This is a genomic window from Peptacetobacter sp. AB800 (genome assembly GCF_047807365.1).
In the GTDB taxonomy this organism is placed as follows: domain Bacteria; phylum Bacillota; class Clostridia; order Peptostreptococcales; family Peptostreptococcaceae; genus Peptacetobacter.
In genome coordinates this window covers 1-13,224 of sequence record NZ_JBLOUI010000017.1, presented here as the reverse complement: position 1 = coordinate 13,224, position 13,224 = coordinate 1, and the positions used below count along the sequence as shown (strand labels likewise).

The 13,224-nt window shown below is 31.5% G+C and carries 10 protein-coding genes; 1 reads left to right on the top strand and 9 read right to left on the bottom strand.

The window, feature by feature from the left end; all coding sequences use genetic code 11:
* Window positions 1–145: 145 nt before the first annotated feature.
* From ACK2WN_RS06445 to ACK2WN_RS06410, 8 genes are all read right to left on the bottom strand, one after another.
* Entirely contained in the window at window positions 146–1,144 is a 999-nt protein-coding gene (locus tag ACK2WN_RS06445; protein ID WP_300529106.1) for a LacI family DNA-binding transcriptional regulator, read from the bottom strand.
* Window positions 1,145–1,176: 32 nt separating this feature from the next.
* Complete coding sequence (locus ACK2WN_RS06440; RefSeq protein ID WP_416155135.1) at window positions 1,177–2,319, bottom strand: DUF3798 domain-containing protein; 1,143 nt, start codon at window positions 2,317–2,319, stop codon at window positions 1,177–1,179.
* A gap of 10 nt (window positions 2,320–2,329) precedes the next feature.
* Complete coding sequence (locus tag ACK2WN_RS06435) at window positions 2,330–3,451, bottom strand: DUF3798 domain-containing protein (RefSeq protein ID WP_416155134.1); 1,122 nt, start codon at window positions 3,449–3,451, stop codon at window positions 2,330–2,332.
* A 222-nt stretch (window positions 3,452–3,673) separates the two neighbouring features.
* The gene (gene brnQ / locus ACK2WN_RS06430; RefSeq protein WP_300529113.1) at window positions 3,674–4,969 is read right to left on the bottom strand and encodes a branched-chain amino acid transport system II carrier protein; all 1,296 of its coding nucleotides are present in this window, start codon (window positions 4,967–4,969) and stop codon (window positions 3,674–3,676) included.
* Window positions 4,970–5,155: 186 nt separating this feature from the next.
* The gene (locus ACK2WN_RS06425) at window positions 5,156–7,021 is read right to left on the bottom strand and encodes an HIRAN domain-containing protein (RefSeq protein ID WP_416155133.1); all 1,866 of its coding nucleotides are present in this window, start codon (window positions 7,019–7,021) and stop codon (window positions 5,156–5,158) included.
* A 129-nt stretch (window positions 7,022–7,150) separates the two neighbouring features.
* Window positions 7,151–8,956 (bottom strand): cell wall-binding repeat-containing protein, encoded by a 1,806-nt coding sequence (locus tag ACK2WN_RS06420; RefSeq protein WP_329998364.1) that lies wholly within the window; start codon window positions 8,954–8,956, stop codon window positions 7,151–7,153.
* Window positions 8,957–8,983: 27 nt separating this feature from the next.
* The gene (galE, locus tag ACK2WN_RS06415) at window positions 8,984–10,003 is read right to left on the bottom strand and encodes a UDP-glucose 4-epimerase GalE (protein WP_300529118.1); all 1,020 of its coding nucleotides are present in this window, start codon (window positions 10,001–10,003) and stop codon (window positions 8,984–8,986) included.
* Between the two features lie 134 nt (window positions 10,004–10,137).
* Window positions 10,138–10,980: a metallophosphoesterase gene (locus ACK2WN_RS06410; RefSeq protein WP_416155132.1), complete on the bottom strand. Its 843-nt coding sequence runs from the start codon at window positions 10,978–10,980 to the stop codon at window positions 10,138–10,140.
* A gap of 277 nt (window positions 10,981–11,257) precedes the next feature.
* Here ACK2WN_RS06410 and ACK2WN_RS06405 point away from each other — a divergent pair, with 277 nt between their 5' ends.
* Window positions 11,258–11,428 (top strand): hypothetical protein, encoded by a 171-nt coding sequence (locus ACK2WN_RS06405; RefSeq protein ID WP_300529122.1) that lies wholly within the window; start codon window positions 11,258–11,260, stop codon window positions 11,426–11,428.
* A 105-nt stretch (window positions 11,429–11,533) separates the two neighbouring features.
* Here ACK2WN_RS06405 and ACK2WN_RS06400 read toward each other — a convergent pair whose 3' ends face one another.
* On the bottom strand, window positions 11,534–12,994 hold the full coding sequence (locus ACK2WN_RS06400; protein WP_329998359.1) for a UDP-N-acetylmuramoyl-L-alanyl-D-glutamate--2,6-diaminopimelate ligase: 1,461 nt from the start codon (window positions 12,992–12,994) through the stop codon (window positions 11,534–11,536).
* Window positions 12,995–13,224 lie beyond the last annotated feature (230 nt).

Genomic DNA, 13,224 nt, shown 5'->3' with positions numbered 1-13,224 from the left:
CGATTTCATATTTACAACTATATTATAGTACCGGTTCCACTTTCTTGTCAACAAATTCTTTTAAATTTTTTACACTTATTTTTCAGCAAAAAATATCCGAGAATTTGCGCTAATTTTACAAATCTCGGATATATTTTTTTATATTTTAATTCATATCTGATACAGATTCGCCCTCTATAAATTTGGCGTCGACGCTCTGTAATTTTTCTACTTCTTCTTTTTTTATCATCTTTAAAATCGTTTCTGTAGCTATTTTTCCAAGCTTTTCAGAGTCAAATTTTATCGTTGTAAGTCTTGGTTTCAAAAGCTTGCTCGTTTCATATCCACCAAATCCACATATAGATACTTCTTCTGGAATAGAAACTTCTAATTCTTCAAGTACGTTCATAACTGCTACAGCCTGTTTGTCTGTACTACATATAACTGCATCTATATTTTTCAACCCATCCTTAAAATATTCTTTAACACAATCATAAGTTTTATGATGTGAGAAATTGCTCTCAAGTACATCCACATTTTCTACATTTGAATTCTCTAAAGCATCCAATATCCCACTTCTTCGCTTAACTCCAACAGCTATGTCTTTTTCATTTACACTGACTACAAGCACGTTTTTATGACCCTTATCAGCGACATATTTTCCCATTTTATATCCTGCATCGTAGTCGTTGTTTATTATAGACACACCTGCTGCGTATTCCTGCTCAAGTACTAAAAGTGGTACATCTACAGAACCTATTACCTTTTTAAGCTCGTCAGTCATACTTATCGCACTCAAAATAATCGCATCCACTCTAAGTCTTTGCAGATTTTCAATATTCTCTATCTCAAGGTTGTGATCATGGGCAGTATTCATAATAAGCATGGTATATCCAGCAGCTCTTAATTCTTCATCTAATGACATAAGTACCCTAGACGTAACTGTAGAATCTAAGCATGGAACAACAACCCCTATTATCTTCGTTTCCTTTGCCTTTAAGCTCTGAGCAAATGTATTAGGCTTGTAGTTATACTCCTCTATTACTACCCTTATCTTTTCCTTTGTTTCCTCTTTTACATAGCCCCCATTAAAATACCTAGATACAGTACTTTTACCGACTCCAGCTATTTTAGCTATATCCGCCATGGTAAGCTGTTTTTTCATACTACTCTCCTCTTTTCAGTTTCCATTAATTATTAATATATAACCTGGTCTACATATGTTACTTTAACATTTTTTATTCCTGATTTAGCATTTCTAAACGCACCAGAAATCCCATCTTTTTCAGATATAGATTTTTCTATAAAAGAAGCCATACATAGCTTATTTTCATTTACATCCTGCTCTAAGGCTACTATTGCTGTATCTACCGCTGAATATATAGCAAATGTATCATTAGGCATTAAAAGACCACCGACTCTTCTATCCATGTTGTATTTTGAATTCTTACCAGCTAAAAGAGATACATTTCCTCTAAAGTTTCCTCTTTCAGCAGTTTTCATAATAGTTCTGTAAAGTTCATTTAAATCATTTTCAATACAACCATCGCTAGTTTCAGCTATTATAAGTCTTTCCTTTATGCCCCTTTTTACAATTACATCGTCCATAGTAGAATTTGTTCCGTATAGATTTACATTTTTTCCGTATTTATATATCTGTTTTTCTATATCTTCACTAATAAACTTTTTAACCTTATACTCATCTTCTTTAGAATTTATATCAGCTACCTTAACTTCTGCAAATTCTATGTTCTGATTGGCACATTCTTTTTTCATCTCTTCTATTTTTTTACTAAGATTTTTATTTTCCTTTAAATCTTTGTCTGAATAATAAACTACAAATGCCTCTGCGCCCATTTCTTTTGCAAGCATTGCAGTATCCTTACCACTAGAAATTTCTGTAGGTACAAAGCTTAGATTTAAATTTTCGCTCATTTCTTCTATTGGCATATTTAAGTCTGCTCCCATAAGAAGCATGTCATTTCTTTTTGCTTTTATATCTTTTATATAGCCAAGCATATTTTTATCATTTCCCGAAAATACAACTGCATTCATATCTTCATCAGCAACTATCTTATCTACAACTTTTTTAGCTCCATTTGAATTTGCTGGCAATACAAAATGTTTTATCTCATCATTTGAATTTTTATCTTTGTTCTTTAGTTTGTATAAAGCTACCATTTTTTTAGCAGCTTCATAAGAGCTCTTATCTGAACTCATAGTTCCTGTCACAATACCTACTTTGACCTGTTTTTCATCTGCGCCTTCTGCCTTTGAATAAGTTGACATAGGCAGAGATAACATCACTACACTTAAAATTATTGCAATTATCTTTTTCATATTTTCCTCCTTAGTACAGTATTGGATACATTTCCACTGTTCTTAAGAAATTATTATAGTATTTCATACTATTGTATTCTGCCCAAATACCTGTTTTTTCCTTGATATCTGCTCTGATATCGCTTAATAGCTCATTTTCCTCAACTTTTTTCTTGTACAATTTATTTGCAGTATCTAAAGCTATCTCAACACAGAATACTTTTTCTGGTATGTCTGTACCAGCTAGTCTACCTTCCATACCCATTGATTTGAGTTTTTCAGATATTTTAGAGTTAATTTCAGTATAATCACTTCCACTTACATCCACTCCTAGTATATCTCCATATAGTTTTGTGCTATTTAAAGAATGTATATTTGGAACCATTAGCTTATTTTCCATAGCCGCATCTATTGTAGCCTTATCCATAGCTTCTCTACATCCGTATAAAGCTACATTTTCTCCGTATGATTTTTTCTTATTAGCTGCATCCTTTTTTATAAATTCTTCAGCAGTTTTTGAATCATTCTCATCTTTCATACCAGAAACTAATACTTCTACATACTTAATTCCATTTTTTTCGCATTCTCTCTGCATTTCTCTATTCTTTTGTTTAAACTCTACACCGTCTTTTGCAAACTCATCAACATAATTTACAAACACTTTAGCTCCCATAGTTTCAGCCATTCTAACGGCGTTTTGATTGTTATCTTTGTCAGTTGGATTAAATCCTATATTTATATCCTCATTCATTATAACGTCATCTTGTTTATCTTCATTTTGTATTTCTTCAACACCTGCTGCAATAGTTGTAATATCTTCATTCTTTTCTTTTATCTTTTCAAATACAGGAAGCATTCCTTCCTTATCTGAACAAACTATTATACATTTAACCTTTTCGTTGTCCGCAAATGAAGCTATCTCATCTGTTATTTTATCTAAATTTTTATCGTAATCCTCTGGAAGTACTACATTCTTAACATCTTTATATTTTTCTAAAAACCCCTTATCCAACTTCACAGATTCTGGAGTTACTATCATTGTACATGCATATCCATCTGTAAGTCCTCCACTACTTGCTTCTTTCTTGTTGCATCCTACTGCTCCAATTGCTACACAAAAAGAAAGAGCCAATGCGGTCATCTTTTTTAACATCTATATATCTCCTCTCTATTACATTCTTATTTAGTTTAATTCTATTCTATCAAAACAATATACTTATTTAGTTTATCACATTTTCAGAAAAAAAACATCAAAACTTGCTTTCAAATCTCCTGTTCATACCTCTCATAAATTTTAATTATTCTCTTTTAACTGCAAAATTAAAGGTGCTTGGAAATTTTCCAAACACCTTGATTTATCTTGTAAATTTAATTTTTAAACATTCTGTATAGATCCTTTAGTCTTTATAAAACTTCCTACTACTGCTCCGACTAAACCTGGAACTATCCATCCAAGACCAAGAGAAGCAAGTGGAAGAACATTTATAAATTCAAAAGCTCCTGTTAAAGAATTTGCTACAGATAATATACTTGCTACAAATGTGAAGTACGCAGCACCTTTGAATGTGTTGTCGTTTTTAATCTGTTTTGTGAATATTGTAAGCACAACAAGTATTATCATAACAGGGTATATAGTCTGAAGTATTGGTATAGATATCTGTATTATCTTATTTACACCAAAAGTAGAAACAACTGCACTAAATATACATATAGCTGTAACTATTTTTTCGTAAGATAATCTTCCATCTGTTGTATCTTCAAAATATCTACCTGCAGATGAAGTTAATCCTATTGATGTTGTTAAGCATGCAAATAGAACCATTATCGCTAATAGAATCTTACCTGGAGTTCCAAATATTCCTTCAGTAGCTGCAACAACTAGAAGAGCCTGAGAAGTATTTATATCGTGCATAGTAGACATAGTAGCTCCTAAGTAGCAAAGACCACCGTATACTATAGATAATGCTATACCTGAAACAAATCCAGCTTTTATAGTCATAGATATCTGATCTTTTGTATCTGTGTAACCTTTAGACACTAAAGTACTTATCATTATACCTGCCATTGCAGATGCTCCAAGTGCATCCATTGTTAGATACCCCTGAGAAAGACCTTCACTGAATAGACTTCTGTCTATCATATGATCTGGACTCATAGGTCCTATTGGTGTTATAACACCTTTTATTATAAGTGCTAATAAACTCAATAAAAGTACAGGAGTTAAGAATTTACCTATAATATCTAAAACTCTTGTAGATTTTATTGTTAAGAAATATGTAGCAACAAAGAATATTATTGAGAAAATAACAGACCCTACAGTACCTAGATTAGGCATAAACGGTAGAATACTCATTTCAAATGTAGTAGCTGCTGTTCTTGGTATTGCTAAGAATGGCCCTATACATAAGATTGCTGCACAACCAATAAATCTTGCCAGCTTCTTTCCACCTCTAACTAAAATTTCATCCAGTATCCCCTTATTTTTAGCTGCAACAACTATAACTAAAAGTGCTAGTCCTGCATCACCAATTATAAATCCTAAGAATGAAATAAACCAATCTTGTCCCGAAACCAAACCTAAGTATGGTGGGAAAAGTAAATTACCTGCCCCAAAGAATATTGAGAACAGTGCAAACCCCACGACAAATATGTCAGTTGTTTTTTTGTTCATGAATAAATCCTCCCCTTTTAAACTTTCTGATTATTCCGTTTTTTTAGCTTTATTCTATTTTATCAGATTTTTCTATTTTTTTCAAAGATTATCTCCAATTTAAGCTAAAAAACCTCAATCTTTTAAATTATTTTCATGATTTTAATAAATTTTCTATTTTCTATTCCCATTTATGAAATTTTTTTACTAATTGAATTTTTTGTCCCTAGGTTCTGACAATATAGCTCTTGCAACCTGGCTTACTTCATTCATAATATCCTTGTAGCTCAAGTATATTTTTATATCCACATGAAGTCTTTCCATATCAACCTTATCTACTATACAGTAGAAATATCTGCCAGAATCCATAAGTCTACTTATTATCTCGTTATCTCTTTTAGGTACAAATCCCAAAACAAAACCACTCTTAGATACTATCTTTATCGCTTTAGCATCGTATACGTTTGAGCAATCTCTCTTCATGTATAGTCTAGCGTCTTCTCTCAACTCTCTTTCAAGCATCTCTCTATCCTTATACGCAAGACCTGCTATATAACTATCTAATATATAAACATCCTTAGGAGTTGTTTCTACCTTGATATCATTAGTAGAAATTCTTTCCAGTCTTTTATCTACGTTTCTATTTATAATCCTTTCATAGGCTTTTTTTACTTCAGGAATAATTTCCATTGGAAATCTAGAAGATATATAGTCGACAAATTCATCTGGAAGCTGTTTTTTTAGCTTTAATAATACCTTTGCATTAGCCCTTCTAATTCTAGTACTATTTGCTTTCATTCCTAATTTTAAGAGTTCTCTACCAACAGGGTATATTTTTCTTAATTCAACTAAAATTAAACCAAATATTTTCTCTTTTGGGTTTAACTCTCTCTCTTCTCTAAGACTTATTCCCTCCATATTTCCGACTATATCTGAGAAATCTAAGTTTTTTTCTACATAATTTACTAGTTCAACTCTATTTGTACTAGATTCTTTTTTTAGCAATTCCTTATAAATACTCAAATCGTATTTATTCTTATCTAGATAGTTTTTAACCATCTTGAAGTTAATATCAACTCCAGCTTCTTCAGCCATAATCACTAATGACGAGAATTCAAAGTTTCCTTCTTTAAAAGCATCCTTTACTGCATCTTTAAATCTCTGCTGACTTGCTAATGCTCTAATTCCTTTGATAAGTTCTTCCTCGTCTACCTCAACAGAATCGTCATTTAAAATAATTTCTGCTATAGCAATAATACTGTATAGAGCTTCTATACTATTCCCTTGCTTTTCTATTTTGTATAAAAGTGTATCTAAGAAGTCTATTTCTCCTACAAATAGCTCTGGACCTGATATTTTGAAGTTTTCTGCAAATAGCTTACAAAAGTTATTTACTTCCTCATCTGTTATATCATCTCTTCTTAAATACGCTGTACGGTTAAATGTATTCATAACAAGACCAACCATAAATTCAGGGTAATATTTGTCCTTATACCCCTCATTAAACATATGATTAGTTATTGATATATCTATTTCCTCAATGTATTCAGCCGCATAAAGCTTTATAACACCATCTGTATTTTTTATAAGATTAAAAAGGAATGTGTTGTAGTTTTTCATTCTCTTTATAATGCCTATATCGTACAATATATAGCTCCCAGATTTAGAAAATACCTTGCCGACCTCATTTACAAGATTATCAACCAGGAAATATTCTCCTAATGCTAAAGCTATCTGTACTTCTTTTTTATTCTCAGAGTTTAGTATTGTATTTTTAGTGAAATCTTCAACCCATTCTTTAGGGATAATTTCTTCAGAAACAATACCTCTTACAGAATTTACAAAGCTAGAAACATAGGCAGCAACAGGGTACTCTGTTTCAGGAAATCTAATATTTTCTCTATCGCCGTTGTACATTTCTATTAGGGATTTTAAAACTATATTCCGATAATTTCTCTTTTCAACATCGGAAATAAAATTGTACTTATATCTATACTCAAATTCAATATTTTCTGAGTAATCTATATACCCATCTACATTTTTTAATGATTCATATACACTTATCCCAGACATAAATCCACCCCTTTAAAAATAACGCAGTCCCCGACTTATAAGCATAATGCCGATATTTTTCGGAAACTGCGTTTATTTATCAATTAATATTTATTTAATTCTAATAAATTATTTTAAATATTAGGCTCATTATTTACAAATAGAGTAAAGTTCGCTCATTCCTTTAAATGAAACTCCTCCACCTATCTGATATACATGATCTGCATATTTTCCAGAAAGCACGTTTTTCTGTGCATCTGTAAGTCCATTTGTATTTACTAAAACTACTGGGCAGTTTCTCTGTGCTGCCATAGGTCCTGCAGAAAGAGCATCAACTAATACATTTGATTTAGCTGCGTAAACATTGCTGAATCCACCTGTGTAAAGTTTTTCTATTACTTTAGCATTTGTTTCTTCTCTGTTGTTACCAGCTATTCTATTTGCAGTTACATCATTTGTTGTTATTTCATTTACTGAGTTTATTACATTGTCTGATATAACTTTATTTCCACCTATGAAGTAAGCATCTTCAAGGTTCTGTTCTTTTAACCATGCATACATTTCAGGATTTATAGAATCTTTTCCTGTTAGTATTATTGGCTGTTTGTCAGCTCCAGCTTTTGACGCTACTGAAAGCGCATCTGCTTCACCTGTTCCAGCTACTATGTAAGCTGTATTTATTTCTGCTCCACTTTCAACAAGTTTTTTAGCTATTTCAAATGAAGTTGCGTATCTGTCTTTACCAGCTATTCTCTGTACTTCAACAGCATAGTCATTTGCTATCTTAGCTTCTAATGCTTTGCTAACTGCATTTTCTCCACCTACTATTATAACTTTCTGAGGTGCTATTTCTTTCATTCTATTAGCTGTTTCACTTGGTAAATTATTTGTATTTGCTAATAGTATTGAAGCATTTTCTGATGCTGCAAGAGGTGTAGCAGCTATACCATCTGCAACTGCATTACCATTTACAAGTACTACAGTTCCACCAGTTGCGTAGTTCATCTTACTTATTTCAGTAGCTGTAGAGAATCTGTTGTTTCCTTTTATTACATCCCATTTTGAAATTGCTTCCCCATTTTCATTGAATGAGTAATCAATTCCGTCTATGTTCTGTTCTCCAGTTACCATTGCTCCAGTCTGATCAAAGTAGTATGATTTACCATTTAATTCTAACCATCCTATGTGAGCTGGACCATTTTTATCGAAGTAGTATTTGAAATCACCTTCAGTTATCCATCCAGTTTTCATAACACCATCTTTATCGAAGTAATATTTTTTACCGCTTATTGTCTGCATTCCTTTATCAGTTAAACCATTTGCTGCGAAGTGGTATTTTTTACCTGATATAGTTAACCATTCATTAGCTGCATATTTTCCATTTGCTTTTAAGTATTTTTTCTGACCATTTACAGTTTTCCATCCAGCCTTTATAGGTTCTTTGAATGAAACGCCGTATTTTTTAGCTATCTGCGCGTCAGTTTTTGTACTGTAGTCTATTAATACAGTACATCCAACATTAACCTGAGGGAATAACCATCTTATTTCTGCATTGTGCATTCTTATACATCCACCAGAAACATGTTTCCCTATAGAACTTTCTTTGTTATTTCCATGAATACCATAAGTGCTTCCACCAAATATACCTATCCATCTATTTCCTAATGGGTTATTTGGGTGTCCACCTGGAATACCACCAGAATAGTATGGTCTATTTACTATTTTGTTTGCTACCCTAGTCTTACCTGTTGGTGTAGGTGTGCTAGGTTTTCCAGATGCTACATTAAATGTTTTTACTAGCTTATCATTGTTGTAAAATGATAGTTTGTTGTATTTCGTATTAACTATAATTAACTGTTTTGAGGCTGCTTCTACAGTAGTTGTTGGAACGACTGCTGCAAACACCATAAAAACAGACATTAGTACAACGAGATACTTTTTAACAAGTTTCTTCATTACTCTAAATCCTCCTACAAACTAAATTTATTTTTTATATCCATTTGGATTATTTTTTTGCCATCTCCAAGAGTCTTCACACATTTCTCTTAATCCACACTCAGCTTTCCATCCTAATTCTTTTTCGGCTTTAGTAGGATCAGCATAACACTCAGCTATATCCCCTGCTCTTCTATCTACTATTTCATAAGGTATGTCTATTCCACTTATTTCAGAGAACATATTTATCATTTCTAATACACTATAACCTGTTCCTGTACCTAAGTTGTACACCACAAGTCCTGGATTTTCTTTTAGTTTGTCTATTGCTTTTACATGACCTTTTGCTAGGTCTACAACATGTATATAATCTCTAACTCCTGTTCCATCTGGAGTTGGATAGTCGTTTCCAAATACATTTACTTTTTCAAGCTGCCCTATTGCAACTTTTGTTATGTAAGGAACTAAATTGTTAGGTATACCATTTGGATCTTCACCTATTTTTCCACTCTTATGAGCACCAACTGGATTGAAGTATCTAAGTATAGCTATATTCATGCTATCGTCTACCTTTGCTATATCTTTTAACATTTCTTCTATCATAAGTTTTGTTCTTCCATAAGGGTTTGTTACTGATAGTGGGAAATCTTCAAGTATTGGACACTTATGAGGATCCCCGTATACAGTTGCTGAAGAACTAAATACAAAGTTTTTAACATCGTATTTTTTCATTAAATCAAATAATGTTAGTGTTGATATTAGGTTGTTGTTGTAGTATTCTATAGGTTTTTCTACAGATTCTCCAACAGCTTTTAGACCTGCAAAATGAATTATTGAATCTATTTTATGATTTTTAAATATTTCATCCATTTTATCAAAATCTCTAACATCTACCTCGTAGCAAATTACTTCTTTGTCTTTTCCTGATAATTCTTTTATTTTTTCTATTACAGTAGGATTACTATTGCAGAAATTATCAGCTATTATTACTTCATATCCCTCTTCAAGTAATTCTATTGATGTGTGGCTTCCTATATAACCAGCGCCACCTGTTACTAATACTGCCATTTTGTTTACCTCTTTCTCTAATTAACTTCTTTTTTTATTTTTAACAATTTCATTTTTAAATACTATTTTTCATTTCAAACGCTATAAAGATATAATAACACACTTAGATAAATTCATCAAATTTACAGATAATATTAATTCATATATTTTTCACTTTTTAAAACAGTTAATGTTATCTCAGGTCTGTTCAAAACTCTTATAGGTATTACACTATTTCCAAGTCCTCTACTGACCACCACTTTTGTTTTTTTCTTGTTTATTACCCCTTTTGTGTACTTAGGCATAAATCCCTGATGAGGGGCGTATATTCCCCCTATAAAAGGAATTCTTATCTGTCCTCCATGCGCATGTCCTGAAAATACTAAATCGTATCCAAATTCTGCATAATCATCTATATGCTCTGGTCTGTGAGATAATAATATACTGTATTCATCAGATTTTATTTTATTTTTTAGATTACCTAATATCTCTGGTACATATTCCTCTCTATCTTCAAATCCAGTATCTATTATTCCAGCTATTTTAATCTCTGAATTTTTATGTTTTATAGTTTTTACGTCGTCATCCAAAATATTTACATTGTATTTTTCTAAAATCTTTTTAACTTTATCGTATTTAAAAGACCATACCTCATGGTTTCCAGATACATAGTACATTGGAGCTATTCCTTTTGCTTCAGCTAAGAACTCTTCCATATACTTAGTTCCCCATTTTCTTCTATCAACAATATCTCCTGTAATTACAATTAAATTGGGATTTGCAGCCTTAATTTTTTTAATTAATCTATTTTGATTTTTCCCAAATTCCTTGTTATGAAGGTCAGATATCTGCACTATTCTGTACCCATCAAAGTCGGACGGTATTCTTTCACTGCTGATAAAGTACTTCGTTGTAACTATATCATTAGTTCCCCAGATTAATAGAAGTGCTACAATTAGGATAAATGCCGTTAATATTTTTATTTTATTATTTTTCATAAATATCTCGCTTTCAATTTTTAATTTTATTCAGTAGCATTTCTTTTTTATTCTTGTTTCTTTTATTTCTATATTATAATCTATTAGAATTTCTTTTTCTATCATATTTTCAAATTTATGAATTCATTTATAAATCTATAATAATGATTAATTTATATAGAAAAAAACTATTATTTTATCTTCTAAAGTTGTATAATGTAATTAAAGATAAGAAAATTTATTATTTTCAGAAAAATCAACTTGTTTGCTATTTAGCAAAAAGATCGGAGGATAAGTTATGAACAAAAATAGAATTGTTGAACCTCTTGAAAATGCAAAAGATTTTGTAGAAGACAAAGTAACACCACTTACTATATTATTTGGCGTCGTAGCATGCCTTTTAGGTGTTGGATTGATTTATCTAGCGTACCTATTAATATCTCATTTTTCTCATCCAGATGAAGATTAGATAATTTTTTCAATAAAAATGGCTAACACATTAATTGATTTTAAATGTGTTAGCCTATATTTTTGCCTATTTTTAGTTTTTATAAAAAGTATCTCACTTGAAGCATTATTTTAGTGAGTCTAATACTTCTCTAGCAACTTCTTTATCGTCAAAATGATGTTTTACTGTTCCTAGTATCTGGTAGTTTTCGTGTCCTTTTCCAGCTATTAAGATAACATCGCCTTTTTTAGCAGATTCTATAGCTTCTTTTATAGCTTCTTTTCTATCCATTACTACTTTGTAGTTTTCATTGCTTTCATCTAATCCAGCTAATATGTCTTTTATTATAAGCTCAGGATCTTCTGTTCTTGGGTTGTCGTTAGTTATTATACATCTGTCAGATAATCTCTGTCCTATTCCCCCCATAAGAGGTCTTTTTTCAGAGTCCCTATCTCCACCGCATCCAAACACAGCTATTAAATCACCTTCAACAAATTCTCTAGCAGTGTTTAATACGTTTTCAAGTGCATCTGGAGTATGTGCGTAGTCTACTATTACACTTATTCCCTTATCATTTGGAACTGTTTCAAATCTACCTGCAACCCCACCTGTATTTCTTAAAGAATTTAGGTAATCTTCTTTGTCTATTCCTAACATTTCACATGCTGCAATTACAGCTAATGTATTGTAAACTGTAAACTTCCCTGGAACTGGTATGAATATATCTTCTGTATGGTTTGGAGTAACTAATGTATATGCAACCCCAGAAGCATCAGATTTTATATTTTTAGCAGTAAAATCTGCTTCATGCTCTATTCCGTATGTGTAGCATGGAGTGTCTAAACCTTTTATACTTTCATATATCTTTCTTCCACCCTCATCATCTACATTGATTATATTAGCCTGAGTAGTCTTGTGGAATAACTTTTCCTTAGCTTTTCTGTAGTTTTCTAAAGTCTTGTGGAAATCTAAATGGTCTGGAGTTAAATTTGTGAATATACCTATTTTGAAGTTTGTATCATCTACTCTATTAAGCTCTAAAGAATGAGATGAAACCTCCATAGCACAACAATCGCATCCATTATCTACCATTCTTTTGAATATCTTCTGTAAATCAACACTTTCTGGAGTAGTTGAATTTGATGGAACCTCATTATCCCCGTCAAATATCTTTATAGTCCCTATAAGACCAACTTTTTTATTGCAGTTTCTAAGTATTTCATTAATAAATGTAGTTATACTAGTCTTTCCATTTGTACCTGTAACACCTATAACATCAAACTTATCTGCTGGATGCTCACAGAAATTAGCTGCAACCTTTGCCATAGTCTTTCTAGTATCTTCAACCTTTACATAAGTACAATCTTCCTTAAAATCTACATCGTCCTGTATTAAAAATACTCTAGCTCCCTTTTCGTAAGCTGAGTCTATATATTTATGTCCGTCTGACACAAACCCTTTTATACAAATAAATAAAGTACCTTCCTCAACCTTTCTTGAATCGTACTCAACATTTAAAACTTCTATATCTTCATTCCCAACTATTGAAAGAACTTCAATTCCTTCTAATATATGATTAAGCTTCATAAAAAATACCTTCTCTTTCTTTCTATAATAATACTGAATATATTATATCACACAAATAGTAAGCATTCACTCAAAATAAGAATTAACATTAACATAAAAAAAAGATAGAAGTTTTAAATCCCAATGTCATTAAGTTAGCATTGTTAATGAGGTTATCTAAAAGAAAAATAGCAGGAAAGATTTTTGCTTTCCTGCTATTTTTATATTTTAAACACACAAATAAGACAGAT

Bases quoted from the DNA above. Each gene is read 5' to 3' on its own strand.
- ACK2WN_RS06445 (WP_300529106.1), bottom strand. From the start codon at position 1,144: ATGAAAAAACAGCTTACCATGGCGGATATAGCTAAAATAGCTGGAGTC.
- ACK2WN_RS06440 (WP_416155135.1), bottom strand. From the start codon at position 2,319: ATGAAAAAGATAATTGCAATAATTTTAAGTGTAGTGATGTTATCTCTG.
- ACK2WN_RS06435 (WP_416155134.1), bottom strand. From the start codon at position 3,451: ATGTTAAAAAAGATGACCGCATTGGCTCTTTCTTTTTGTGTAGCAATT.
- brnQ (WP_300529113.1), bottom strand. From the start codon at position 4,969: ATGAACAAAAAAACAACTGACATATTTGTCGTGGGGTTTGCACTGTTC.
- ACK2WN_RS06425 (WP_416155133.1), bottom strand. From the start codon at position 7,021: ATGTCTGGGATAAGTGTATATGAATCATTAAAAAATGTAGATGGGTAT.
- ACK2WN_RS06420 (WP_329998364.1), bottom strand. From the start codon at position 8,956: ATGAAGAAACTTGTTAAAAAGTATCTCGTTGTACTAATGTCTGTTTTT.
- galE (WP_300529118.1), bottom strand. From the start codon at position 10,003: ATGGCAGTATTAGTAACAGGTGGCGCTGGTTATATAGGAAGCCACACA.
- ACK2WN_RS06410 (WP_416155132.1), bottom strand. From the start codon at position 10,980: ATGAAAAATAATAAAATAAAAATATTAACGGCATTTATCCTAATTGTA.
- ACK2WN_RS06405 (WP_300529122.1), top strand. From the start codon at position 11,258: ATGAACAAAAATAGAATTGTTGAACCTCTTGAAAATGCAAAAGATTTT.
- ACK2WN_RS06400 (WP_329998359.1), bottom strand. From the start codon at position 12,994: ATGAAGCTTAATCATATATTAGAAGGAATTGAAGTTCTTTCAATAGTT.